The organism is Actinomadura kijaniata, from assembly GCF_014138665.1.
In the GTDB taxonomy this organism is placed as follows: domain Bacteria; phylum Actinomycetota; class Actinomycetes; order Streptosporangiales; family Streptosporangiaceae; genus Spirillospora; species Spirillospora kijaniata.
Genome location: NZ_JACJIA010000017.1, coordinates 15629 through 38596, shown reverse-complemented (window position 1 = coordinate 38596; position 22968 = coordinate 15629). Strand labels below are relative to the sequence as shown.

Annotated in this window: 22 protein-coding genes; 12 read left to right on the top strand and 10 right to left on the bottom strand. The window is 74.8% G+C overall.

The genetic code is table 11. The features are described from left to right. Positions 1-114 precede the first annotated feature (114 nt). Positions 115-684 carry an amidase family protein gene (locus tag HNR61_RS49660; protein ID WP_281400715.1) on the top strand — a complete coding sequence of 190 codons (570 nt, stop codon included), beginning with the start codon at positions 115-117 and terminating at the stop codon, positions 682-684. On the opposite strand, the gene HNR61_RS41000 is transcribed toward HNR61_RS49660, so the two are convergent. Further along, positions 681-2225 (bottom strand): MDR family MFS transporter, encoded by a 1545-nt coding sequence (locus HNR61_RS41000; RefSeq protein ID WP_182848542.1) that lies wholly within the window; start codon positions 2223-2225, stop codon positions 681-683. The two genes, HNR61_RS49660 and HNR61_RS41000, sit on opposite strands and share 4 nt — an antisense overlap. Positions 2226-2355: 130 nt before the next feature. Here HNR61_RS41000 and HNR61_RS40995 point away from each other — a divergent pair, with 130 nt between their 5' ends. Beyond that, positions 2356-2916 (top strand): TetR/AcrR family transcriptional regulator, encoded by a 561-nt coding sequence (locus HNR61_RS40995; protein ID WP_182848541.1) that lies wholly within the window; start codon positions 2356-2358, stop codon positions 2914-2916. A 123-nt stretch (positions 2917-3039) separates the two neighbouring features. Here the strand turns inward: HNR61_RS40995 and HNR61_RS40990 are convergent, their stop codons facing one another. Continuing rightward, a complete protein-coding gene (locus tag HNR61_RS40990; protein WP_220510411.1) occupies positions 3040-3369 on the bottom strand; it encodes a hypothetical protein in 330 nt (109 codons plus the stop codon). Between the two features lie 168 nt (positions 3370-3537). Between HNR61_RS40990 and HNR61_RS40985 the strand changes: the two genes are divergently transcribed. Both HNR61_RS40985 and HNR61_RS40980 read left to right on the top strand, forming a co-directional pair. Further along, positions 3538-4767 (top strand): hypothetical protein, encoded by a 1230-nt coding sequence (locus HNR61_RS40985; protein WP_182848539.1) that lies wholly within the window; start codon positions 3538-3540, stop codon positions 4765-4767. A gap of 6 nt (positions 4768-4773) precedes the next feature. Next, positions 4774-5718, top strand: coding sequence for a hypothetical protein (locus HNR61_RS40980; RefSeq protein WP_182848538.1), 945 nt, complete (start codon positions 4774-4776; stop codon positions 5716-5718). 65 nt (positions 5719-5783) lie between these two features. Here the strand turns inward: HNR61_RS40980 and HNR61_RS40975 are convergent, their stop codons facing one another. The 3 genes from HNR61_RS40975 to HNR61_RS40965 all read right to left on the bottom strand — a co-directional run bounded on the left by HNR61_RS40975 (position 5784) and on the right by HNR61_RS40965 (position 7955). Further along, entirely contained in the window at positions 5784-6215 is a 432-nt protein-coding gene (locus tag HNR61_RS40975; protein ID WP_182848537.1) for a DoxX family protein, read from the bottom strand. Between the two features lie 99 nt (positions 6216-6314). Then, positions 6315-7565 (bottom strand): RNA polymerase sigma factor, encoded by a 1251-nt coding sequence (locus tag HNR61_RS40970; RefSeq protein WP_182848536.1) that lies wholly within the window; start codon positions 7563-7565, stop codon positions 6315-6317. A gap of 45 nt (positions 7566-7610) precedes the next feature. Beyond that, positions 7611-7955 carry a YciI family protein gene (locus tag HNR61_RS40965; RefSeq protein ID WP_067820964.1) on the bottom strand — a complete coding sequence of 115 codons (345 nt, stop codon included), beginning with the start codon at positions 7953-7955 and terminating at the stop codon, positions 7611-7613. Between the two features lie 154 nt (positions 7956-8109). Between HNR61_RS40965 and HNR61_RS40960 the strand changes: the two genes are divergently transcribed. After that, the gene (locus tag HNR61_RS40960; protein WP_312898338.1) at positions 8110-8925 is read left to right on the top strand and encodes an SAM-dependent methyltransferase; all 816 of its coding nucleotides are present in this window, start codon (positions 8110-8112) and stop codon (positions 8923-8925) included. Next, positions 8922-9803 carry a Sco1979 family transcriptional regulator gene (locus HNR61_RS40955; RefSeq protein ID WP_182848534.1) on the top strand — a complete coding sequence of 294 codons (882 nt, stop codon included), beginning with the start codon at positions 8922-8924 and terminating at the stop codon, positions 9801-9803. The genes HNR61_RS40960 and HNR61_RS40955 overlap by 4 nt, the downstream gene beginning before the upstream one ends. A 2-nt stretch (positions 9804-9805) precedes the next feature. On the opposite strand, the gene HNR61_RS40950 is transcribed toward HNR61_RS40955, so the two are convergent. Continuing rightward, a complete protein-coding gene (locus HNR61_RS40950; RefSeq protein ID WP_182848533.1) occupies positions 9806-10555 on the bottom strand; it encodes an ABC transporter permease in 750 nt (249 codons plus the stop codon). Positions 10556-10570: 15 nt separating this feature from the next. Then, on the bottom strand, positions 10571-11344 hold the full coding sequence (locus HNR61_RS40945; RefSeq protein WP_182848532.1) for an ABC transporter ATP-binding protein: 774 nt from the start codon (positions 11342-11344) through the stop codon (positions 10571-10573). A gap of 73 nt (positions 11345-11417) precedes the next feature. Here HNR61_RS40945 and HNR61_RS40940 point away from each other — a divergent pair, with 73 nt between their 5' ends. After that, positions 11418-12056: a TetR/AcrR family transcriptional regulator gene (locus tag HNR61_RS40940; RefSeq protein ID WP_182848531.1), complete on the top strand. Its 639-nt coding sequence runs from the start codon at positions 11418-11420 to the stop codon at positions 12054-12056. Positions 12057-12058: 2 nt separating this feature from the next. Further along, positions 12059-12403, top strand: a complete 345-nt coding sequence (locus HNR61_RS40935; RefSeq protein WP_182848530.1) for a DUF6204 family protein — start codon at positions 12059-12061, stop codon at positions 12401-12403. Here the strand turns inward: HNR61_RS40935 and HNR61_RS40930 are convergent. Next, positions 12357-13589 (bottom strand): DUF885 domain-containing protein, encoded by a 1233-nt coding sequence (locus tag HNR61_RS40930; protein WP_182848529.1) that lies wholly within the window; start codon positions 13587-13589, stop codon positions 12357-12359. The genes HNR61_RS40935 and HNR61_RS40930 overlap by 47 nt on opposite strands. Before the next feature lie 328 nt (positions 13590-13917). Between HNR61_RS40930 and HNR61_RS40925 the strand changes: the two genes are divergently transcribed. After that, a complete protein-coding gene (locus HNR61_RS40925; protein ID WP_182848528.1) occupies positions 13918-14460 on the top strand; it encodes an RNA polymerase sigma factor in 543 nt (180 codons plus the stop codon). Positions 14461-14761: 301 nt separating this feature from the next. Then, the gene (locus HNR61_RS50600) at positions 14762-14935 is read left to right on the top strand and encodes a DUF397 domain-containing protein (protein WP_182848527.1); all 174 of its coding nucleotides are present in this window, start codon (positions 14762-14764) and stop codon (positions 14933-14935) included. Here HNR61_RS50600 and HNR61_RS40915 read toward each other — a convergent pair. Both HNR61_RS40915 and HNR61_RS40910 read right to left on the bottom strand, forming a co-directional pair. Further along, entirely contained in the window at positions 14904-15461 is a 558-nt protein-coding gene (locus tag HNR61_RS40915; RefSeq protein WP_182848526.1) for a dihydrofolate reductase family protein, read from the bottom strand. The genes HNR61_RS50600 and HNR61_RS40915 overlap by 32 nt on opposite strands. A 28-nt stretch (positions 15462-15489) precedes the next feature. Next, positions 15490-16083, bottom strand: a complete 594-nt coding sequence (locus tag HNR61_RS40910) for an NADPH-dependent FMN reductase (RefSeq protein WP_182848630.1) — start codon at positions 16081-16083, stop codon at positions 15490-15492. Between the two features lie 154 nt (positions 16084-16237). Here HNR61_RS40910 and HNR61_RS40905 point away from each other — a divergent pair, with 154 nt between their 5' ends. Together HNR61_RS40905 and HNR61_RS40900 are read left to right on the top strand one after the other, a co-directional pair. Next, positions 16238-19435, top strand: a complete 3198-nt coding sequence (locus tag HNR61_RS40905) for an AfsR/SARP family transcriptional regulator (RefSeq protein WP_182848525.1) — start codon at positions 16238-16240, stop codon at positions 19433-19435. Positions 19436-19501: 66 nt separating this feature from the next. After that, positions 19502-22801, top strand: coding sequence for an FtsX-like permease family protein (locus tag HNR61_RS40900; protein WP_182848524.1), 3300 nt, complete (start codon positions 19502-19504; stop codon positions 22799-22801). Positions 22802-22968 lie beyond the last annotated feature (167 nt).

The window sequence follows — 22968 nt, the reverse complement described above, 5'->3', positions numbered from 1 at the left end:
AGGAGATCGTCACCGGGCCGGGGCGGCTCCGGGTCGCGGTCATGACGCGCGCCTGGTCCGGGACGCCCGTCGCCCCCCGAGGTCGCCGCCGCCGCCGAACACGCCGCCCGGGTCCTGGAGGCCGCGGGCCACCACGTCACCGAGGCCGGTCCCGCCCTCTCCTGGGAAGCGGTCCTGCACGGCATGCTCACCCAGTCGGTCGCGACCGGGGCGCCGTTCCTGCTGGCCCCGCGCGAACCGCACCCCGGCACGGTCGCCGCCACCACCCGCTCCCTGCTCGCGCAGATCAAGCGGACCACGGCCCTGGACCTGCTGCGCGGCTTCCGGTCCCAGAACGAGGTGACCCGCGCCGCCGCCCGCTTCTTCCTCGACCACGACGTCCTGGTCACCCCGACCACGGCCCGCCCGCCCCTCCCGCACGGCACGCTCGACTACGACGCCGAGGGCCAGACCATGCGCGACTGGCTGGTGAAGCTCGACGGGTACTCGCCGTTCACGATGGCGTTCAACGTCTCCGGCCATCCCGCGATCAGCCTTCCCCTGGGGCGGACCGCCGACGGCCTTCCGATCGGCGTGCAGCTCGTGGCCGCCCACGACCGCGAGGACCTCCTCCTCGCGCTCGCCGCGCGCCTGGAGGAGGAGATCCCGTGGCGGGACCGGATCCCGCCCCACGCCGTCGGTTAGGCCGGGGCCTTCGCCGGCTCGGATTCGGGGTCGGGGGCGGCGGCCACGGCCGCGGTGTCGCGCAGCGGCACCTCGCGGACGAACCACGCCGCCAGGAACGCCACCAGGCCCGCGCCCGCCGCCAGCAGGAACGCCTGGTGCGTCCCGGCCGCGACCGCGTGCTCGTAGGCGTCCCGCATGGCCTGCGGCAGCCGGCCGAGCCCGTCCTCGTCGAGCTGCGCCGACCCCTCGGTCAGCTTCCCGAACCCGCGCGCGGCCATGACGTCGCGGACCTGCCCGGCGAAGGCCGTTCCGACGATCGCGACGCCGATCGACCCGCCGATGGTCCGCGACAGCGTCGCCGTGGACGCCCCGACGCCCATGTCCTTCTGCTCGACGCTCTGGAACGTCACCAGCATCGTCGTCTGCATCAGGCAGCCCATGCCGACGCCGAGCACCGCCATGTACACGCCGGTCGTCACCGTCGACGTGCCGACGTCCATCGTGGACAGCAGCGCCAGGCCGAGGCCGACCAGCGCGCCGCCGGCCACGATGACCGCCTTGTAGCGCCCGGTCCGCGTCACCAGCGGGCCCACGACCGCGTTCACCAGGATCATGCCCAGCGACATCGGCAGGCCGAGCAGCCCGGCGTTGGTCGCCGACGCGCCCTGCACGCTCTGCTGGAACAGCGGCAGGAACGTCGTCCCGCCGATCATCGCGAAGCCCAGCACGAAGCCGATCAGCGTGACCAGCGAGAAGTTGGCGGTGCGGAACAGGCCGAGGGGCAGCAGCGGCTCGGCGGCGCGGCGTTCGGCGAGCACGAACAGCGCGCCCGCCGCGACCGCCAGCGTCCCCAGGCCGAGGATCGTCGGGGAGGTCCACCCGTACTCGTTGCCGCCCCACGTCGTCACCAGCACCACCGAGGTGATCGCGGTCGCCAGCGTCACGACGCCCGCGATGTCGATCCGCGCCGTGGAGCGGACCTTCGGCAGCCGCAGCACCAGGCCGATCATCACCAGGGCGAGCACGCCGAGCGGCAGGTTGACGTAGAAGCACCAGCGCCAGCCGAGATGGTCGGTGATCGCGCCGCCGGCCAGCGGGCCGCCGATCATCGTCACGCCCATGACCGCCGACATCATCCCCTGGAACCTCCCCTGCTCGCGCGGGGACACCAGGCTGGACACGATCGCCATCGCGCCGACCATCAGCCCGCCGCCGCCGAGCCCCTGGAGGGCCCGGAACGCGATCAGCTGCGTCATGTCCCGCGACGTCCCGGCCAGCGCCGACCCGATGAGGAACACCACGATCGCCGTCATGAACGTGCCCTTGTGGCCGTACATGTCGCCGACCTTGCCCCACACGGGGGTCGAGACGGCGGTGGCCAGCATGTAGGCGGTGACCACCCACGACAGGTGGTCCAGCCCGCCGAGATCGCTGACGATGCTCGGCATCGCGGTGCTGAGGATCAGGTTGTCCAGCATGGCCAGCACCATCGCGATCAGCACCGCGCCGATCACGACGAACAGGTTGCGCGGCCGTGGGGGCGCGGCGGGTTCGCTCATAGGACGTCCTCGGGGGAGGGGCGGCCGCTCACTTACTTGCCGCCCGGCTAGTTGGAGACGTCTCGGACGCTAGATGGCCAACTAGCCGGGCGTCAAGTAAGTTTTCCGGTGGGAACCCCGAGGAGGACCGTTGACCAGACGCCGCAGCGACACCCGCGAACGCATCCGGCAGACCGCCCTGGAGCTGTTCCTGGAACGCGGCTACGACCAGACCTCCCTGCGGGAGATCGCCGAACGGCTCGGCGTCACCAAGGCCGCCCTCTACTACCACTTCAAGACCAAGGAGGAGCTGGTCGCCAGCCTCGGCGAGGACGTCGACCGCAACCTCGCCGAACTGGTCGGGTGGGGGCGCTCCCAGCCCTCCACGCCCGAGGTCCGGCGCGAGCTGCTGCGCCGTCTCAGCGTCATCGTGTCGGAGTTCGCCCCCGTCGCCCGCTTCTTCCAGGAGAACCAGGCGGCGCTGCGCACGGTCCGGGGCGAGCAGCGCAACCGGGAGCACATGATCGCCCTGACGGAGCTGATCACCGCGCCCGACCCGTCCACCGAGGACCGGATCCGCGCCGTGAGCGCGCTGTTCTCCGTCTTCTTCGGGCCCTTCGCCCTGGAGCACCTGGAGGGCGACCCCGAGGCCAACCGCGCCACGCTGCTGAAAGTGGCCGCCGAGATCCTGCGGCTGCCCGACCCCGAGTGACCTCGGGGAACGCCGCCGCCTCGTGAGGCGGCTGCTGGACGGCGCCCGCCACGGTCGGCGCGGCTCCCCGTGCGACCGCCGTCACCCCGGGCCGGTGCCGGCCCCGGCGCTCATGGCCGAGGCTCAGGCACCGGCCGTGCGGAAGTAGGCCCGCGCCGACGAGCGGCAGACCAGGATCAGGATGGCGACGGGGAAGGCCAGGCCCACCACGCCCATGGCGTCACCGTCGCCGATACGACCGAGCTGCCAGAACAGGTAGAGGACCTCCAGGACGAGGAGCCCGAACCACAGCCCGCGGGTGGGCCACCGTCCGGCCGCCAGGCCGGCGGCCAGGCTCGCGGCGGCCGGCAGCATGACGGCGAGCGCGAGGCCGAGCCCCCGGCCGCCGCCCACCTCGATCCAGACGTCGAGCGCGGCCATCGTGGTGAGTCCTGCGGCGACGAAGAGCAGCACCCTCGCGATCCGTACCGACCGCGGCATCATCGGCTGCGCGTGCATCTTCCCCCCAGTTCGTCGGCGTGGACCCTGGCGGGCCCGCGCGGGAAGCCCCAGGGCCTGGGCCCCACGTTGGGTCCGCGGACCCTGTCCCGCGGGAAGGAATGATCATTACCGTCCGGCAGTGTGGCACATGATGCGGGGGGTCCGCGACGCCGGCTGGTCCTGGATCGCGGTGAAGGGGCCTCGTCCTACCTCGCGGTCGTCCTGCTCATCGCGGGCGTGGTGGCCGCTGTCTCCCTCAGCAGCGTGCCCGCCCAGCTCGTCGGCGGGATCAGGGACGCCGTCTGCCAGGTGATCGGGGCAGGGGACTGCCGGGACGGCGGGCGGGACGCGCCGGCCACGGCGGCTCCCACCCCCACGGCCCGCGCCTCCGAACCCGGGAAGAGGGACCGCGAGGACGAGAAGAAGGACGAGAAGAAGGACGACGGCAACTGCTGGGACTGGGCGGACTGGGCGTGCGCCACCGTCGACGGGCTCCGGCTCGGCACCGGGGACGTGCTCACCGACGTCTGGGACGGCGTGACCTTCACCGGCTGCCTGGCCCACATCTGCAGCCACGAGGGGTTCAAGAGCAACTGGGGCAGCCTGAAGGACCTGGTCACCACCAATCCGGTCGACACGGGCAAGCAGATCTGGGACGAGTCCACCAAGAAGATCCGGGACGACTGGAACAACGGCCACAAGGTGCGGGCGGTCGCCCGCGCCGTGCCGACGGTGCTCGGCACGATCTTCGGCGGCAAGGGCCTCACCAAGATCAGGAAGCCCAAGGGCGACAAGAAGCCCGAGGACGAGAAGCCCGAGGACGAGAAACCCGACGAGCCGCCGCCCGGGAAGCTCCAGGAGATCCTGGGCCGGATCGGCGAGCCGAGCCCGGCGTTCGTCTTCGGCCGCGGGTACGAGGTCCCCTACGTCTCGCCGCCCGGTACGCAGGTCGTCCGGCACGGCGCCCCGCTCGACGTCGGCGGCCTCGACCCGTCGAGGACCTACCTGTGGATCGTCGACGCGAAGGGCGACATCAGGCTGGCGCCCGAGACCAGCCCCGACTACAAGGACCTCTACGGCAAGCGGCCCGGCCACGCGATGAAGCACGGCGACCTGGCGGCCGGGTCCGAGCACGAGCCGGTGCCCGAGGGCATGCGGCCGCCGGCGCGGATCGGCGGGGAGCTGAAGGCCGAGATCGGTCCGGACGGCAAGCCGACCGGGCGGTGGCTGATGGACAACAACTCGTCCTACAGTCGCTCCAACACCCGGATGGACGGCAGGCGACTGGGCGAGCCGGAGCTGCGTGCGGCCCATGATCTGCTGGGCTCCACCGGCACCGACACATCGAAGATCGTCGTCACTCCGAGGTAGCGTCCCATGCCGCGATACACGGCCGCCGACTGGCCGGCGCTCCGTGCGCTCGGCCCGGCCGACGCCGCCAGGACCGTCCGGGCCCTCTGCGACCACGTGGAACGGGACGATCCCGCTTACGGGGACGGGCGGCTGGTCGCGGTCGGGATCATGATGTCCGGCGGCTCCGGCGGCCCGGCGGAGGCGGTCCTGGACTGGCTGGAGGCGGCGCCGTCGGCCGTCCGGGCCGAGATCGCCTGCGCGCTGCTGCGCGGGCTCTGGTTCCGGGACGGCGGCGCCCGGGCGGAACGGCTCGCGGCGGCCTGCGCGCGGCTGGAACCGGACGGCCCGGCCGCCTGGTCGCTGGCGTGCGCCCTTTTCCGGGCCGGTGGCGGGACGGCGTTCCATGCCGTGACCGAGTCCCTCGCGCCGTCGCAGCGCGCCCGGCTCCGCGCGTTGCTGCGCGAGGGCGACACGCTGCTGACGTATGCGGAGTGGCGCGCGCTGGACATCCTTCGCCAGCCGGTCGCCGAGCTCACTTGCACCGCCGCCGCCCTGCTGGTCGAGGAGACGTGCGAGCGGTTCGCCCGGGCGCATCCCGAGTACGACGCGGACGAGCTGCTCTCCACCGCCGCCGCCCTCGCCCGCAGGCAGCCCCTCGTCGGGGACGTCACGCTCGACTGGCTTGAGGCCGCCCCCGCGCCGTCCCGGCTGGAGGTCGGCTGCGTGCTGCTCCAGTCGGCGTGGGCGGAGGGCGTCGACGTTCCCGAGCGGCAGGTGGCGCGGCTGCTCGCCGTGTGCCGAAGGCTCGACGGCGAGCTGGACGCCGGCCCCCGCTACCACCTCGCGGTCGCCCTGGAGTTCGCCGCCGTGCACCACCCGGACCGGGCGCTGGAGGAGTTCCTGGCCGTCACCGCCGGGCTTCCGCAGCCGATCGGCGACATGCTGCGGGCCCGGTTCGCCCGAAGGTAGCCGTCGGGGTCCGGCATGCGAGAACGCCCCGCGCGCGGGGCGCGGGGCGTTCGGGGAACGCGGGTTCAGCGCTTCGGCGAGCGCAGCAGCGAGCGCGTCTCCTCCCGGCGGTCGTACGCGATCACCGCGAAGATCACGCCCAGCACGGCGGGGAACGCCGCCCACGCCGGGACCAGCACCAGCAGCTGGGTCAGCACCGCGCCGACCATCAGCCCGACCAGGCCGGCCGCGGCCAGGCCCGCCAGGCGCGGGATCACCAGGCCGATCGCGCCCGCCGCCTCGACGGCCCCGACCGCGTACCGGGTCCACTCGGGCCAGCCCAGCTTGGCGAACGTCTCGATCGCGTCGACCTGCCCGGCGAACTTCGGCATCGCCGACGCGAACAGCAGGAACGCGGCGATCAGGATCTGGAGCGCCCACAGCACCTTGCGGCGGGTGGAGGTGCGGGTGGCGGGGCGGGCGGCGGGGCGGGCGGTGGCGGTCTGCGTGGCGGCCATGTCGATCTCCTTGAGCGTGTCTCTCGGGTGCCTTCACTGACGCGTCGATCGGCCCGCACCCGGATCGACATTCCCGCCGATTTTTCTTGAGGTTTTTTGTTATCCCAGGTCAGCGGCCTTCTTCTCCAGGGCGGCGCGCTCGGCGGCGTTCCTGGTGAGGGACGCCGCGCGCTCCAGCTCGGCCCGCGCCTCCGCCGTCCGCCCCAGCCGCGCCAGCAGGTCCCCGCGCACGCTCGGCAGCAGGTGGTAGTCCGCCATGGACTTCTCGGACGCGAGCGCGTCCACGATCTCCAGTCCCGCTTCGGGGCCGCGCGCGTAGCCCACGGCCACCGCCCGGTTCAGCTCGACGACCGGGGTGGGGAGCCGCCGCGCCAGCAGGTCGTACAGCTTGGAGATCAGTCCCCAGTCGGTCTCCTCGGCGGAGGCGGCCCGCGCGTGGCACGCGGCGATGGCGGCCTGCAGCACATAGGGGCCGGGCGTCCCCCCGAGGTCCCGGGCGCGCAGCAGCGCCGCCAGGCCCCGGTCGATCAGCAGCCGGTCCCACCGGCCCCGGTTCTGCTCCAGCAGCGGCACCGGCGTCCCGTCCGGGGCGGTCCGCGCCCGCGACCGCGACGCCTGGATCTCCATCAGCGCCACCAGGCCGTGCACCTCGGGCTCGCCGGGGGCGAGCCCGGCCAGCAGCCGGCCGAGCCGCAGCGCCTCCAGCGCCAGGTCGGTCCGCACCCACGCGTCACCGGAGGTCGCCGCGTACCCCTCGTTGAAGATCAGGTAGAGGACCTCCAGGACCGACGACAACCGCTCGGCCCGCTCCGGGCCCTCCGGCACCTCGAACGGCACCTCCGCCTCGGCCAGGGTCTTCTTCGCGCGCACGATGCGCTGCGCCACCGTCGGCTCGGGCACCAGGAACGCCCGCGCGATCTCCTCGGTGGTCAGCCCGCCCAGCATCCGCAGCGTCAGCGCCACCCGCGCGGGCGTCGGCAGCACCGGGTGGCAGGCGGTGAAGATCAGCCGGAGGACGTCGTCCTCGATGCGGTCCTCCAGCACGGCGTCGAACGCCGCGTCCTCGACCTCCTCCATCCGGTGGCCGATCTCGGCGAGCTTGCCCGCGTAGTTGCGCTCGCGCCGGATCCGGTCCACCGCGCGCCGCCGCGCGACGGCCATGAGCCAGGCGCCCGGGTTGTCCGGGACGCCTGACTCGGGCCACTGCTCCAACGCGGCGACCAGCGCGTCCTGCGCCAGCTCCTCGGCCAGGCCGACATCGCGCACCAGCCCCGCCACGCCCGCGATGATCCGGGCGGCCTCCAGCCGCCACACCGCGTCGATGGCGCGCCGCGTCTCCACATCCGTCATGCGGCCGATCAGAGCACCCCGGCCCGGTCCGCCGCAATCCCGGGGTCAGGCGCCGGGGGCGTCCTCCGGCCCGAACACCCGCTGCACGACGCCCTCGCCGTCCCCGACGATCCTCCAGAACCGCTTGGACAGCTCGATCGCCTCCTCCTCGGACCGCGCCTCGATCAGCGCGAACCCGACGACGACCTCCTTGGCCTCGCTGAACGGCCCGTCGGTCACCGTGACCTTGCCGCCCTCGGACTTGATGTGCTTGCCGCGCGGGTCGAGCCCGCCGGTGGCCAGCAGCACCCCGGCCCGGCTCATCTCCTCGATGAACGCGCCCATCTCCCGCTCCTGCACGGGGGTGAGGGGAGCGTCGGCGCCACCGGTGGTCATCATCATGAAACGCATCGCGTTCTCCTGTCGTCGACGGCCGGTCAGATCCGGCCTCTCACCCACGCGTCGATCGACCCGAGCCCGGTTCGACACGACGGGAAAGGTTTTTCGGGGCAACATTAGATTGGGTGCAGACGGTGCGCACCGTTCCCCCAAGGAGGCGTTCCCCGTGACCGACGCATCGCCGGGTTCCGTTCCGCCGCGGATCGACGACACGATCCCGCAGTCGGCGAGGATCTGGAACTACTGGCTCGGTGGCAAGGACAACTACCCGGTCGACCAGGCCGCGGGTGACCGGTTCCGCGAGGTGTACCCGGAGATCGTGGACATCGCGCGGTACTCGCGGCTGTTCCTGGCCCGGGCCGTCCGGCACCTGGCGGGGGAGTGCGGCATCCGCCAGTTCCTCGACGTCGGCACCGGGCTGCCCACCGTCGACAACACCCACGAGGTCGCCCAGCGCGCCGCCCCCGAGTCCCGGATCGTGTACGTCGACAACGACCCGCTGGTGCTCACGCACGCCCGCGCGCTGCTGACCAGCACGCCGCAGGGCGCGACCGACTACGTCGACGCCGACCTGCGCGACACCGGCAGGATCCTCGCCGAGGCGGGCCGCACGCTGGACCTGTCGCGGCCGGTCGGCCTGATGCTGCTGAACATCCTCGGGCACGTCCCCGACCACGGCGAGGCGAAGGAGATCGTGCGGCGGCTGCTCGCCGAACTGCCCGCCGGGAGCCACCTGGCGGTCGCCGACGGCACCAACGTCGTCACCGGCGAACGCTTCGAGACCGCCATCAAGCTGTGGAACGAGGCCAGCACCACCCCCTACTTCCTGCGCACGCCCGACCAGATCGCCGCCTACTTCGAGGGGCTGGAGACGCTGGAGCCGGGCGTGGTGCCGGTGTCGCGGTGGCGGCCGGAGCCCAGCCCGTTCGAGGACCCGCCCGAGGTGGACGAGTTCTGCGCCGTGGGACGGAAGAGCGCATGACCGGCGTCCGGACGAGGGCGGTGCCCGGGTCGTCGGGGCCGACGGTGCTGCGCATGCTGGTGGGGGCCCAGCTGCGCCGGCACCGGGAGGCCGCCGGGATCACGCCCGCGCAGGCCGGCTACCACATCCGCGGCTCCCACTCGAAGATCAGCCGGATGGAGCTGGGGCGGGTCTCGTTCAAGGAACGTGACATCGCCGACCTGCTCACGCTGTACGGCGTCACCGAGCCCGAGCGCCGCGAGCCGCTGCTGCAACTGGCCGAGCAGGCCAACCGCCCCGGCTGGTGGCATCCCTACGCCGCCGTCATCCCGTCCTGGTTCGAGCCCTACCTGGGGCTGGAGCAGGGCGCGGCGGTGATCCGCACCCATGACATCCAGCACGTCCCCGGCCTGCTCCAGGCCCCCGGCTACGCCGCCGCGGTGATCCGCGCCCGGCACCACGGGATCGCCCGCGAGGACGTGGAGCGCCGCGTCGAGCTGGTCCTGCGCCGCCAGGAGATCCTGCACCGCCCCGACCCGGTGCGGCTGTGGGCGGTCATCGACGAGGCGGTGCTGCGGCGCATGATCGGCGGGTCGGCCGCGATGCGCGAGCAGCTGGAGCACCTGGCCGCCATCGTCGAGGCCCCGAACGTCACCGTGCAGGTGATGCCGCTGGCGGCCGGCGGCCAGGCGCTGGTGCGGGGGCCGGTCACCCTGCTGCGGTTCGCCGAGCGCGAGCTGCCCGACGTCATCTACCTCGAACACCTGGCGGGCGGCTCCTACCCCGACCGCCAGCTGGAGGTCACCCGCTACCGCGACGTGCTGAACCGCCTCGGCGTCCAGGCCCGCCCGCCCACGGAGACCCCGGACATCCTGCGCGGGATCATCCGCAACCTCTGACGTCAGGGGGAGACGGCGCGGCGGAACAACCGGGCGGCGGCCAGCAGGCACAGCGCCGCCAGCCCGGCGGTCACCGCGGCGCCGGCGGCGACGGTGCCGTTGGCGTAGTGGCCGAGGAACACCTCCCGCACCGCGTCCACGGTGTACCGGAACGGCACCGCGCGCGACGCCCCGTCCAGCCAGCCCGGCGCGAGGCTCATCGGCAGCAGCAGACCCGACGCCAGCATCAGCGGCATGACGGCGGTGTTGGCGATGGCGGCGAACTCCGGGGACGTGCGGACGTTCATCGCCAGCCCGTACGACAGCGCCGACAGCGCCATGGCCAGCACCGCCACGAACGCCAGCCCCGCCAGCACCCCGGCCAGCGGCGCGCGCAGGCCGAAGGCCAGCGCCAGCAGCACCAGCAGCACCGACTGCGCCACGAGCTGGACCACGTCCCGCAGCGTCCGGCCCAGCAGCAGCGCGACCGGGCCGACCGGGGTGACGCGCATCCTGTCGATCACCCCCAGTTTGCGGTCCATCAGGATGCCCAGCCCCACGAACGAGCCGCCGAGCAGGGCCAGTTGCACCAGCACGCCCGGCACGAACGTCTGCCACGACGACCCGGCCGTTCCCAGGTCGAGCCGCGTCAGCAGCGGCCCGAACAGCGCCAGGAACAGCAGCGGTTGCAGCATCCCGAACAGCAGGTTCGTCTTGGATCGCAGCGTGGCGCGCAGGTGGCGGCCGAACACGACTCCGATGTCACCCAGCATGAGGCTCCTCCCTCGTCAGACGGCGACGGGCGCGGCGTCCGGAACGGACCGGCCCGTGATCGCCAGGAACGCGTCCTGGAGGCTGCCGCCGCCGTGCCTGGCCTTCAGGTCGGCGGGCGTGCCCTCCTCGACCACGGCCCCGGCGTCCACGACCACGATCCGGTCGGCCAGCGCGTCGGCCTCGTCCAGGTAGTGCGTGGTCAGCACGACGGTCGTGCCGAGGTCCGTCCGGGTCCGGCGCACCAGGTCCCACAGCTCGGCGCGGCTGCCGGGGTCGAGGCCGGTGGTCGGCTCGTCCAGGAACAGCACGGCGGGCCGGTTGACGAGGCCGAGCGCGATCTCGACGCGCCGCCGCTGGCCGCCCGACAGCGCGGCGGTCGGGCGGTCCAGCAGTCCGGTCAGGTCGAGCGCCTCGGCCAGCTCCGCCGCGCGGGCGCGGGCCTCGTTCCGTGGCAGCCGGTGCAGGCGCCCCTGGGTGACCAGCTCCTCGCGCACGGGGCAGGACGGGTCGAGCCCGCCCGACTGCGCCACGTAGCCGATGCGCCGCCGCACCCCGGCGGGGTCCCGGCGCAGGTCGTGACCCGCGATCTCGGCCCGTCCGCCGGTCGGCGGCAGCAGCGTGGTGAGCATGCGCAGGGTCGTGGTCTTGCCGGCGCCGTTCGGGCCGAGCAGCCCGAGGATCTCGCCTTCGGGCACGGTCAGGTCGAGGCCGCGCACCGCGTGCACCGGCCCGCCGCGCAGACGGAACGTCCGGGTCAGTCCCCGGACGGTGATGACGTCGTCGTTCATGCCGGGGATGAAATCACAACGGACTGAAAACTTGCAATCGACTTAAACTTTGGAATGCGGTTAGACTTCGTCCATGACCGAGGGACTCCGGGAGCGCAAGAAGCGGCAGACGCGGCGCCGCATCGCCGGGACGGCGGCGCGGCTGTTCGCCGAGCGCGGGTTCGACCACGTCACGATCGCCGAGGTCGCGGAGGCCGCCGACGTCTCGGTCAACACCGTCTACAACTACTTCGAGGCCAAGGAGGACCTGGTCCTGCCGCCCGACCAGGCCTCGCCGGACCGGCTGGCCGCGATCGTCCGGGACCGCGAGCCCGGCGAGCCGGCGTTCGCGGCGGTGCTGCGGCGGCTGCGCGACGAGCTGCGCCGCCGGGACCGGAGCCTCGGCCTGATCGAGGGCTTCGGCCGCTTCCTGGAGATGGTGCGCGCCGCGCCCACGCTCGTCGCCCGGCTGGAGGACCTGCACGTCCAGATGGTCGCCGCGCTCACCGCCGAGCTGGCGAAGGAGACCGGCGCCGACCCCGACGACCCGCTGCCCGCCCTGGTCGCGGGGCAGATCGGCTGGCTGCACGCGCACGTGCTGGCCGAGTCGGGGCGCCACGCGCTGGCCGGGCACACCCCCGACGCGACGGCCGAGGCCCTGCTGGCCCTGCTGGACGAGGCCGAGACCCTGATCGGCGAGCGCGCCCTGACCTACGCCGTCCGGAAGGGATGACGATGACCGTTCCCACGCCCGTCCCCGCGTTCCGCGTCACCGTGCGCGGCAGGTTCGGCGAGCTGCCCGAGGAGTCGCGCGCCGCCCTGCGCTCCGCCGCCGACGCCTACGAGACGGCGTTCACCGAGCAGGGCACGTTCAGCCCCGACGCGACGTTGTCGGTGTTCAGCTTCCGCGTCCAGATCCCGGCCGGGCCGGACGACGACGAGGACGACGCGCTGCTGCGGGCGATGGAGATCCTGGAGGGGCACGGCCATCCCCACGAGATCCTGCGGACGGCCGTCACCGACCTGCGCGCCGTCAAGATCCGGCGGAGGCGAGCTCGGCGCGGACCCGCCGCGGGGTGAACGGCTCGGTCAGCAGGCGGCGGTAGCGGTCGTTCCGCTCCGGACCGGACAGCCAGTCCTGGAGCAGCAGCCTGCCGTGGTAGTAGCCGAACACGTAGGGGCGCAGGAACGGCGAGGCCAGCAGCCCCAGCACCGTCGCCACCTCGTGCTCCTCCAGCAGCCCCCACCGCATGAGGTAGGCGGCGACCTCCTCCTCCGGGCGGCCCTCGTCGGACAGGAACACGGCGTTGCCCCACACGCCCCACAGCACGTCCCGCGCGTCGTGGACCGCGGCGAAGTCGCTCCCGTCCGGCGCGACGCCGAACTCCGGCAGCACGTGCGCGTGCAGCCAGCGCTGCCCCTCGTCCCCGGCGAAGACCATGGCGTGCGCGTGCAGGCCCATGCCCTCGCTCAGCACGAACTGCGGTGACAGCAGGAACCGCGTGCGCTGCTCCTCCCACCCGCGCCCCTCCACCAGGTGGATCTCCTTGAGCAGCGCCTCGGCGATGTGACCGGGGTACCCCTCGTGCGCGACCACCGTCAGCAGGTCCGCCAGGTTGAACGGCAGCCCGCCGTTGACGAAGATCGTGCCGCGCCGGTCGCCGAGGTAGGCCCCCGCCGCCAGGAAGTGCGCCCGCGGGACCACCTGGCAGTCCACGGTGTCGTCGGCGGGCAGCCCGACGAACGCGCGGGTGCGGTCCCGCGTCTCCCGCGCCGCCCGTTCCACCAGCCCGGGAAGGCGGTCCCGGCCGTCGTCGGGCAGGCGGTGCGCGCGCCGCCAGGCGTGCAGGCGGTCGGCCACCGGCCCCCCGCCCCTCGGCAGCGCCGCGTCCAGCGCCTCGTGCGCCTCCTCGAACACCTCCTCCGGCAGCCGCCGCACCTCGATCCCGAGGCACGCGCGCACGTACTCGGCCACCGGCAGGTCCTCCCCGCCCGCGCGCCGCGCCACGGCCCGGATCGCCCGAAGCTGGCCGGTCAGGGCGTCGGCGCGCTCGGGGTCCAGCATCCCGTCACCGTTCGTCGGAACGACCGCCAGCAACCGGTCGGCCTCGCCGGCCAGCCGCGCGGCGGGCACCGGCTCCTCGGCGGCGACCCGCTCCTTCCACCCGGCCGGGCCCCGGTAGTCGAGCACGCCCCCGCCCAGCAGGCGATCCACCCGCAACGCCAGGAACATGTAGTCCCGCAGCCACTCGCGCTCCACCGACATGAGCACCTCCGTCCCGTGACGTGCCGCCCGACCCCACCGTAGACGGGACGCACCGGGCGAACCACGGGCATTTGTAGGCCGTCCGCGTCTAATCAACGGCGACGGAAACGGGCGAGGCGCACCCCCGCGGGGGACCGAGGCCCCAGGGACCTTCCGCCGCGCGGGGGCGATGCCAGGACCAGGGTCCGCGGGACCCGACGCGTCTCATCACGAACAAGGAGAAGCCGGTGACGCCGGTGACAGCCATAGCCACCCCGTCGGTGGAGTGTCCGGAGGAGGGAACGGCCGGTCAACGCCCGTCCGGCCGTCGAGACGGAAGGCGCGCGAGGTGACCCCGGCGGGCGGCACGAGGCCCCGGCCCGAGCCGCCGCCGTTCGACGATCTGTACCGCCTGTACCGGGACAAGGTCCTGTGGTTCCTGCGCAGGCTGCCGGCCGGTTCGGGCGTCAGCCCCGAGGACGTGGCGCAGCAGGCGTGGACGCGGGTCTGGGAGCACCGGCGGGAGATCCGCAGCAGCCCGTGGGGCTATGTCCGCAAGGTCGCCCACAACACGGCGCTGGAGGCGCTGAGCGCGGAACCGGACGGGGAGGACGCGCCGCCGCGTTCCCCCGGTGACGAGGAGGAGCACCGGCGCGAGCTGGCGGCTCGCGTGATGGACGCGGTGGAACGGCTGCCCCGGCGACAGCGGGCGGTGATCCTGCTGTGGATCTCCGAGGAGCCCGGACCCACCTGCGGGCAGATCGGGCGACGGCTGGGCACCGGCCGCAAGACCGTGGCCGAGCACCGCCGCCGCGCCCCGCACAGCCTGCGCCGCGCGCTGGGCGACGCCCCGGCCCCCCTCGGCGGCGTGGAGGAAGGAGAGAGACCGTGACCAGGAGGGATTCCAGCACGAACGAACCGCTCAGCGACCTTCGGGTGCGTGGCGAACTGCGATGACGGCCCAGGCGGTGCTGGCGCTGGCCCCACTCGGCCCGACGAGGAGAGGAGCGCGGATGCCACGGCGACGGACCTGACCCTCTGACCGGCGGGCCCCGCGGCGTCCGTCGCGGGGCCCGCCCCGGGCTCGACCCGGACGAAGCACACGGCGGCGGCCCCCCGAGCCCACCACAGACAACCGGGAACGACCGCCACCGCACGAGCCGACCCGCTTCTCGCGAAAGGGATCCACCCGCATGATCAGCGTAGGGGAAGGGCGCGGGGACGCCTCCCCCGTCTGGCGTAAGAGCAGCTACTCCCATGAGAGGGGAGAGTGCGTCGAGGTCGCCCGGGTGGGGCCGGGGTGCGGGCCCGTCCCCTCGGGCGGGCCCGCACCGTTCACTTCTCCGACGGGACGTAGGTCGCGATGATGACGCCCGACTTGAACGGCTTGACGTCGGCCAGCGTGAAGTCCGCCTTGAAGTCCGCCGTCCCGATCATGTCCTCGGCCGGGCCGGTGCCCGCGAACACCGGGTGGATCCACAGCCGCAGCTCGTCCAGCAGCCCGTGCTCGACCAGGGTGCGCGACAGCCGGCCGAAGCCGTACTGGAGGATGTCGCCGCCCTCGCCCTTCTTGATCTCGGCGACGCGCTCGGGGACGTTCGCGGAGATGATCTCGGTCTCGCCCCACTCGGCCTTGTCGACGGTGGTGGACACCAGGTACTTCGGCAGGGCGTTCATCCGCACCCCGAACTCGCCGGTCTGCTCCTCCATCGACGGCCACACCCCGGCGAACGCCTCGTAGGTCGCCCGGCCCGCGATCATCGCGTCGCAGGCGAACAGCGTCTCCTGGGCGTACCCGGCGGCCTCCTCGTCGAAGTACGGCGTGGTCCAGACCTGCGGACGGCCGATCACGCCGTCGAGGGACAGGTACGTCGAGTTGATGATCTTGCGCATGGGATCCTCCGTGAGCGGTTGTCGATGGTCAGCCGGTGTAGGGGCGGGCGGTGCGGGCTTCCCGCAGGGCGTGCGCCCACCAGATCAGCTGGTCCAGTGTGGTCTTCAGGGCCGCCTCGCGGTCGGCGGTCGGCTTGGGCCACGAGCCGTCGGGCGCGAACAGCTCCCAGTACCGGGGCAGCAGCACCGCGTCGGGCACGGTCACCGCGTGCACCTCGGCGAACACCTGCCGCAGGTGCGCCGCCGCGAGGGCCCCGCCCGAGTCGCGCCCGTAGGCCACGACCGCGACCGGCTTGGCCTGCCACTCCCGGTAGAACCAGTCGATCGCGGTCTTCAGCGGGGCCGGGATCGAGCGGTTGTACTCGGGGGTGACCACCACGAACGCGTCGGCGGCGGCGAGCCGGGGCGCCAGAGCCCCGACCGGCCCGGGCGGCGGGGCGCCGGTGTCGGCGTAGGGGTCGGTCAGGGCCTCGGGCAGCCCGGTCTCGGCGAGGTCCACCAGATCGATGTCCAGTTCCGGCCGCCGCCGGGCGTGGGCGGCGAACCACTCGGCCACCCGGGGCCCGAACCGGCCCTCCCGGGTGCTGCCGATGATGACCGCGACCCTGACGCGCTCCGTCACCGTGTCCACCCCCTCCGTCGTCCCTGTTCCTCGCCGCCTTCGTGGCGATGACCCCACTGTGCCGGGGAGCGCTTACCGGTTTCTTACCGTGGCGTCCCGAGCCCTTCCCGGAAGTTGGTGATCTGGGCGTTTGGTGGGGGATAGGCTGCCGCCCATGCGTTTCGGGGTGCTCGGCCCGCTCGCGGTCCGGACCGATGGCGGCGTGCCGGTGACCGTGCCCGGTCTGAAGGTGCGCGCGCTGCTGGCCGACCTGCTGGTCAACGACGGCCGCCCCGTCTCCGCCGACCGGCTGATCGACGACCTGTGGGGGGAGACGGCCCCGGCCAACGCGGCGTCGTCGTTGCAGGTCCGCGTCTCCCAGCTGCGGCGCGTCCTGGAGAACGCCGAGCCCGGCGCGCGCGCCCTGGTCGAGTCCCTGCCCGCCGGGTACCGGCTGAACGTCGACGGGGCCCGGCTCGACGTCCGCGAGTTCGAGGAGACGGTCGCGGCGGCGCGGCGCGCGGCGGCCGTCGCCGAACGCGCCGACGGCCTGCGGCGCGCCCTGGAGCTGTGGCACGGCCCGGCGCTGGCCGACTTCGCCGACGAGGAGTTCGCGCGGCCCGCCGTCGCGCGCCTGACCGAGCTGCGGCTCACCGTCTGGGAGGAGTACGCCGAGGCCCGCCTCGAACTGGGCGGCCACGACGGGCTCCCGGCGGAGCTGGCGGACGTCCTGGCGGACGGCCCGCTGCGCGAGCGCATGCGCGCCGCCCACATGCGCGCCCTGTACCGGTCCGGCCGCCAGGGCGAGGCGCTGGACAGCTACGAGGAGTTCCGCGCCCTGCTGGCCGAGGAGCTGGGTCTCGACCCCAGTCCCGAGCTGGCCGCGCTCCGCCAGTCGATCCTCACCCGCAGCGAGCCCCGGCGGTCCGCGCCGGAACGCGTCGAGACCGGCCCGCGCGGCGCCCTCCCCGTCCCGGCCACCGAGCTGATCGGCCGTGACGACGCCGTCGCCGAGATCCGGGGCCTGCTCGCCGAAGGGGGCCTGGTCACCCTCACCGGGCCCGGCGGCGTCGGCAAGACCCGGCTGTCGCTCGCGGTCGCCGAGGGCCTGGCCGACCGGTTCCCCGACGGGATCTGGCAGGTGGACCTGACGGCGTTCGACCGCGCCGCCGGGCCCGAGCTGATCGACGGGATCATGGCGGCGCTCGACGTGCGCGAGGCCGAGCCCGGCGACCCGCTGGCGCACCTGGCCGCCGCGCTGCGCGACCGCCGCGCGCTGCTGCTGGTCGACAACTGCGAGCACGTCATCGACGCGGTCGCCGACATCGTCGCGCGGATCCGGTCCGGCGCGCGCCGCCTGTGCGTGCTGGCGACCAGCCGCGAACCCCTCAACCTGCCCGGCGAGACCGTCTGGAACGTCCCACCGCTGGAGGTCCCCTCCCGCGACGCCGATCCCGGGGCGCTCGCCGACGCCGCCGCCGTCCGCCTGTTCACCGCCCGCGCCCGGGCCGCCTCCCGCGCGTTCCGGCTGGACGCGACCACTGCGCCCGACGTGGCGACGCTGTGCCGCCGCCTGGACGGCATCCCGCTCGCCCTGGAACTGGCCGCCACCCGCGTCCGCGCGCTCGGCGTGCGCGGCCTGGTGGAGCGGCTGGACGACCGGTTCCGCCTGCTGGCGACCGGCCACCGGGGCGCGCCGCCCCGCCAGCAGACCCTCATGGCGATGATCGACTGGAGCTGGGACCTGCTGGCCGAGCCCGAGCGCGCCGTGCTGCGCCGCCTGTCGGCGCACTCCGACGGCTGCGACCCCGACGCCGCCGAGGCGGTCTGCGCCGACCTGGACGAGGACGTGTTCGACATCCTGGTCCGGCTGGTCGACCGCTCCCTGGTCGTCATGGCCGAACGCCCCGGCGACGAGCCGCGCTACCGGCTCCTGGAGTCGGTCGCCGCCTACTGCGCCGACCGGCTGCACGAGGCGGGCGAGCACGCGACCGTCCGCGCCCGGCACCGCGCCCACTTCCTCGCCCTCGCCGAACGCGCCACGCCCCACCTGCGCGGACACGACCAGGCCCGGTGGCTGGACAAGCTGGACACCGAGGCGGCGAACCTGCGCGCCGCCCTCGACGGCGCCGTCGCCGACCGCGACGCCGACGCCGCGCTGCGCCTGGCCAACGCCCTGACCTGGTACTGGTTCCTGCGGGGACGCTGGTCGGAGGCCCGCCGCTCGCTGACCGCCGCGCTGGACCTGGACGCCGGGCCGCCGTCCGGACGCGCCCTCGCCCTCGTCCACCGCACCGCGCTGACCGTCCTGCAGGGCGACCGCGACGACTGGCCCGCCCGCCGCGCCGCCGCGCTGGCGGCCCTGGACGCCGTCGAGGATCCGGTGGCGCGCGCCCGCGCCCGCTGGTTCCTGCTGGACGCGGGCTCGGAGCTCGACGACGTGGACGACGGCGTCGCCGGTCTCGCCCCGGTGCTGGCGACGCTGGAGGAGGCGGGCGACGAGTGGGGGACCGCCGCCGCCCTCACCCTGCGCGCCAAGCACGGCCACGCCCGTGGCAACGCCGCCGCGCTGGAACGCGACGCCGACCGCGCGCTGCGCCTGTTCACCCGGCTCGGCGACCGCTGGGGCCGCCTCCACGCGTCCGAGTGGCTGGCCGGGCACGCCGAGCTGACCGGCGACTACGACCGCGCCCAGCGCCTCGGCGAGGAGGGGCTGCGGCTGGCCGGGGAGCTGCGGCTGTGGCCGCAGGTCACGATCCGGCTGGCCTGGCTCGGCTGGGTCGCGCTGCTGCGCGCCGACTACGACGGGGCCGCCGAGCTGCTCGAACGCGCCCACCGCACCGCCGCCGACCAGGGCAACCTGGCCGCGATGACGTTCGCCGAACTCGGCCTCGGCCTGGTGGAGCGCCGCCGGGGCGAGCTGGCCCGGGCCGAGGACCGCTTCCGCACGATGCTGAAGCTGCTGCCGCCCCTGGACGGCGACGAGCCGCCGCCGCTGTTCCTGGGGCTGATCCTGGTCGGCCTCGGGCACATCGCCGAGCTGCGCGGCGACGCGGCCACGGCGCTGGCGTACCAGCGCGACGCCCTGGCGGTGGCGATCAAGCTGGCGGCCCCGCGCGACGAGGCGTTCGCGCTGGAGGGCCTGGCGGGCGCGGTGAGCCTGGCCGGGGACCACGCGCACGCCGCCCGCCTGCTCGGCGCGGCCGAACGCGTCCGCACCGAGGCGGGCATCCCGCCCGGCCCCGCCGAACGCGAGGACATCGACCGCGCCGCCGCCCGCGTCCGCGGGGCGCTGGACGAGGCCGCGTTCGCCACCGAGACCGCCCGCGGCGCGGCCCTGTCCACGGCCGAACACCTGGCCGCCCTGGGTTGACCGGAGCGGTAACGAATCCTTAAAGGATCTCGTTCCGCGGATCACGCTCATCCAGGATTTGTCCCCATGTGGCATCCCGGGCTGGTGGCCAGACGGATGACCGGGGCGCCCGCCGTCGTCGTCGCGGCCTCCGCGACCGTGCTGTTCGCGATCACCGTCCTGGCCGCCATGGCGGGTTACACCGGCTCCGTCACCCGCGAGGGCGTCCGGCGCACCCTCGGCGCCGCCCCGTTCGAGGCGGCCGGGACCCGGATCGCCGCCCGCGTCCCCGCCGGGCAGTACGACGCCGCGCGGGAACGGCTGGTCGGAGGGCTCCGCCAGATCTACGGCGACCTCCCCCTGAACCTGGAGTCCAGCGCCTACAGCGACTCCTACACCCTGCCCGGCCAGGAGGAGCGCGAGCGTCCCGAGCTGGCGGTGTTCGCCGCCTACACCTCCCTGGAACGGCATGTCCGGCTCGTCGCGGGCCGCTGGCCCGACGCGGCCCCGGCCGGGGAGGTCCAGGCGGTGCTCCCGGCCCCGGCCGCGCGGGCGATGCGCGTCGAGGTCGGCCGGACGCTGACGATGCGCGGCCGCGTCGACGAGGACGCGGTGGTGCGGGTCCGGATCGTGGGCCTGTTCGCGCCGCTGCGCGCCGACGACCCCCTCTGGCAGGGGGACCCGCTGGTCGCCAAGGGCGTCACCCGCCTCGACTACACCACCTACGGGCCGCTGGTGGTGCGGCCCGAGACGTTCGCGTCCCGGCTGATGGGCGGCGGCGTCGAGGTCCGCTGGACCGTCCTGCCCGGACTGGGGAGGGTGGACACCGCCGGGCTGACCGCGCTGCGCGCCCGGCTGGACGGTTCCGGCCCGGTGTTCCAGCGGCTCGGCCGGGAGACGGGGACGACGTTCACCACCGCGACCGAGCTGCCCGCGCTTCTCCACCAGCTGGAGACGGCGGTCACCACGACCCGCTCCACGATGCTGATGCCGGTCATCCAGCTCGTGCTGCTCGCCGGGTACGCGCTGGCGCTGGTGGCGCGGCTGCTGGCCGACCAGCGCCGCGCCGAGGTGGCGCTGCTGCGCATGCGCGGCGCGTCGCTGGGCCAGCTCGCCGGGCTGACCCTGGCCGAGTGGCTGGTGATCGTGCTGCCGGGCGCGGTGCTCAGCCCGCTGCTGGCCGCGCCGCTGCTGCGGCTGGCGGGACGGGCCCCGGCCGTGCGGGCGGCCGGGCTGACCCTGGACGCCGGGGCGCTCGCGCCGCTGTGGGGCGTGTCGGCCGCCGCGGCGCTCGCGTGCGCGCTGCTGCTGACCGTGCCGACGCTGCGCGGCGCGATGCGCACGTTCGCCGAGACGCAGGCCGGGCTCGGCGGGACGCGGGGCCCGGCGCTGCGGCGGGGCGGCGCGGACCTGGCGCTGCTGCTGGTCGCGGCGCTGGGCGTCTGGCAGCTCACCCGCTACGGCGCCGGAGGGACGGCGGGCGTCGACCCGTTCATCGTGTCCGGCCCGGCGCTGGCGCTGCTGGCCGGCGGGATGCTGCTGCTGCGGCTGCTGCCGCCCGCCACCCGCGCCGCCGAACACCTCACGCGCCGCCGCCGGGGTCTGGCCGCCTCGCTCAGCGTCCGGCAGGTCAGCCGCCGCCCGCTGCGGTACGCGGGCCCGGCGCTGCTGCTGGTCATGGCGACGGCGGTCGGCGTGCTGTCGGTGACGACGATGGCGACCTGGCGGGTCGCGCAGGTCGAGCAGGCCGACTTCCAGAGCGGCACGGACCTGCGGCTGCTGTCGGCCGACGACACGCGGACGGTCGCGCCGATGGGGCAGGGCGGCCGGTACGCGGCGCTGCCCGGCGTCACGGGCGCGGCCGGGGTGCGGCGGCAGGACGCGACCTACGGCCAGGTGCCCACGACGATGGTCGCGGCCGACGCCGCGCGGCTCCAGCCGCTGCTGCGCGCCCGCCCCGACCTGCGCCGCGAGCTGGCGCTGCGGGACCTCGCGGCGCGGCGCCCGGCGCTCCCGGCCGCCACCGTCCCCGGAACGCCCCGCACGCTGACGCTGGACCTGCGGCTGACGGCGACCGGGAGCGGGTCGGCGGGCGGGTCGGCGGGCAGGAGGTACCTGACCTCGGTGTCGCTCACCGACGGCAACGGCGCGGTCTACCGCGTCGACCTGCCCGAGCTCACCGCCGACGGGCGCACCCGCGCCGTCGAGATCGACACCGCCGCGCTCGCCGGACCCCAGGGGCGGATCACCTACCCGCTGGGAGTGCGCGGCATGACGTTCCCCTACGACGGCAACCCCCCGCCCGACGGCCTCGAACTCTCCCTGGAGAGGGCGCGCGGCGACGCCGGCGAGGCGACCGCCCCCTCCTGGGCCCGCGTCGACACGTTCGTCACCACCGAGGACCTGGAGGACAACCGCACGGTCGGCGGCGGCACGGCCGGGACCGGCGCCCGCCCGCTGCTGACGATGCGGATCGGACCCGCGCCGCGCACCGAGGGGCGGGGCCTGCTCCGCACCGCGGTCCATGGGCTGCTGAGCGCCCCGGACCCGCCCGACCACACGGCCGCCCCCGACCGCCGCCCCGCCGTCCCCGCCGTGATCACCGACGATCTGGCGTCCCGCGCGCGGGTCGGCGTCGGCGGCGCCCTGGTGCTGCGCGCCCCCGACGGCGACGTGCGCGCCGAGGTGGTCGGGATCGCGCGGGCGCTGCCGACGCTGCCGCCCGACCGGCCCGCCGTGCTGTTCGACCTGCCGACCCTCGCCGACCGGCACCTGGCGTTCCACGGCACGCCCGCCGAGAGCCTCCAGCCCCGCGAGTGGTGGGCCGCGGCCGACGGCGCCCGCACCGGACCGGCGGTGCGGGCGGTGCGGGCCGCACCGGGCCTCGGGACCGTGGCGGGCGACCGGCCCGCGCTGCGCCGCGCCCTGCTGGACGCCCCGCTCGGCGCGGCGCTCCAGGGCGCGCTGGTGCTCGGGTTCGGCGCGGCGCTGGCGTTCGCGGTGATCGCGTTCGTCGTCAACGGCGTCGTCGCCGCCCACGAGCGGTCCCGCGAGTTCACGGTGCTGCGGGCGCTCGGCGTGCCGCCCGGGAAGGTCGCCGGGATGCTGGCGATCGAGCAGGCGTTCCTGGTCGCGCTGGGCCTGCTGGGCGGGCTCGGCCTCGGCCTGCTGGTGGCGTGGCTGGTGGTCGGCGAGACCGTGCAGTCGGTGCGGGCGGCGCAGGCGGTGCCCGCGTTCCCGGCCGCCGAGCCGGCCGTGCCGTGGCCCCCGGTGCTGGGCATGGCCGCCGGGATCGCGGCGGTCCTCGCGCTGGTGCTGGCGGTGCTGCTGCGGACACTGCGCCGCCGGGGGCTCGGCGGCGACCTGCGCGCGGGAGAGGACCGGTGACCATGGGACCCCTCTCCGGCGGGCAGGGGCTCCGCCTGCTGCGCGCCCAGACGGCCCCGCTGCTGGCGCTGGCGGCGCTGACGCTGGTCACCGCGCTCCTGACGGTGGTCCTTCCGGCCGCGACGGCCGCGAACCTGGACCGGGCGGCGGCTCCGACCTCCGGCTGT